Origin of the sequence: Bacteroides sp. CAG:633, from assembly GCF_000435115.1 — a bacterium.
Classification (GTDB): Bacteria; Bacteroidota; Bacteroidia; order Bacteroidales; family Bacteroidaceae; genus Bacteroides; species Bacteroides ndongoniae.
In genome coordinates this window covers 1-1691 of sequence record NZ_FR883020.1, presented here as the reverse complement: position 1 = coordinate 1691, position 1691 = coordinate 1, and the positions used below count along the sequence as shown (strand labels likewise).

Below are 1691 nucleotides of genomic sequence, written 5' to 3'. Positions count from 1 at the left end.
GCCAATTCGCTGTTCGGCGGTGAGAATGTGGTGGAGATTGCCACTCCCGAGATTCTGCCGGCCGAGCGGTGGAGCGACTTGGACCGCCTGAACCGTGAGCGTGAACTGGTGGGCATCTATCTGTCGGCTCATCCGCTGGACGAATATGCAGTAGTGCTGGAACACGTGTGTAACACGCACATGGCTGAACTGGACGACAAAGCCTCGCTCGTAGGGCGCGAAATCACTATGGGCGGCATTGTCACATCCGTACGCCGTGGCATCAGCAAGAACGGAAATCCTTACGGCATCGCCAAGATTGAAGACTACTCGGGTTCGGCCGAACTGCCTTTCTTTGGCAACGACTGGGTGACCTATCAGGGGTATCTGGGCGAGCGTACCTTCCTCTTCATCAGGGCGCGCTGCCAGCCCAAGCAATGGAGGCAGGACGAACTGGAGCTGAAAATCACTTCGATGGAACTGCTGCCCGACGTGAAGGAGAAGCTGATTAACAAGATAACCATCGTCATCCCGCTGGATGCCCTCAACACGGCCCTCATCACCGAACTGGCCGAGCTGACCAAGGAGCATCCGGGCAATACGGAGCTGTACTTCAGGGTGCGCGACACGGATACGAAGCAGACACTCGACCTCGTTTCGCGGCCTGTCAGGTTGTCGGTAGGGCGTGAGTTAATTTCTTATTTAAAAGAACGTCCGGAGCTTGACTTCCGGATAAATTAGCTATCTTTGTTTCACGAAGATAGGATGCGGTTCGGTAATGTCAAGTCCAAAAGTAAACCTTGGGCTTGATATTACGCTCACCTTTCCTTATCTTTGCCACCACTAATATCAATTTCATACAATTAAATTATTTGTAACTATGGCTTTAGAAATTACAGACAACAATTACAAGGAACTGTTGGCCGAAGGCAAACCGGTTGTGATAGACTTCTGGGCTCCGTGGTGCGGACCCTGCAAGATGGTAGCTCCCATCATCGAGGAACTGGCTGCCGAATACGAAGGCAAGGTAATCATCGGCAAGTGCGACGTGGACGAGAACTCGGACATGCCTGTCGAATTTGGCATACGCAGTATCCCTACCGTACTTTTCTTCAAGGGAGGCGAGCTGGTGGACAAGCAGGTAGGTTCGGCTGCGAAACCGACTTATGTGTCGAAAATCGAAGCACTGCTGTAATATTCGTATCAGACAACTGACGTTAAACCTCTAAATTCATACATTATGGGATTGGAAGACGATTTCTTGAAACAGGATGCAGACGATGAGAAGACCATCGAGTACATTAAAAACTATCTGCCGCAAGAGCTGAAGGAGAAGTTCTCCGACGATGAGTTCTATTATTTCCTCGACTTGATTGACGAGTATTATTCGGAGAGCGGCATTCTGGATGCGACTCCCGACGACGAGGGATACATCGACATCGACCTGGAGAAGGTTGTGGACTACATCGTCAAGGAGGCCCGTAAGGATGAAATGGGTGAATACGATCCCGAAGAGATTCTCTTCATCGTCCAGGGCGAGTTGGAGTATACCGAATCGCTGGAAGATGAAGACTGACCCCGCTTCCGCAAGCCGGAAACGGCGATGAGGAAATGCTGAGGGAGAGCGTACCGAAACAAAAGTATCTTAAGTTCTCCTCCTTCGGGAAGGAGGAGTCCCCGATAGGGGGAGGTGGTAGGTGAAAACATAAAGT

General features: G+C 51.0%; 3 protein-coding genes (1 of these 3 running past the window's edge). All 3 read left to right on the top strand.

Going from position 1 to position 1691, the window contains the following annotated elements; all coding sequences use genetic code 11:
• Positions 1-720 carry the 3' portion of a DNA polymerase III subunit alpha gene (dnaE, locus tag QVP67_RS03760; protein ID WP_022162220.1) on the top strand. The gene continues 3105 nt to the left of window position 1, outside the view, so only the last 720 of its 3825 coding nucleotides appear in the window; its start codon lies off the left edge, out of view; it ends in the stop codon at positions 718-720.
• Positions 721-859: 139 nt separating this feature from the next.
• A complete protein-coding gene (gene trxA, locus QVP67_RS03755) occupies positions 860-1174 on the top strand; it encodes a thioredoxin (RefSeq protein WP_022162219.1) in 315 nt (104 codons plus the stop codon).
• A gap of 45 nt (positions 1175-1219) precedes the next feature.
• Positions 1220-1555, top strand: coding sequence for a hypothetical protein (locus tag QVP67_RS03750; protein ID WP_022162218.1), 336 nt, complete (start codon positions 1220-1222; stop codon positions 1553-1555).
• Positions 1556-1691 lie beyond the last annotated feature (136 nt).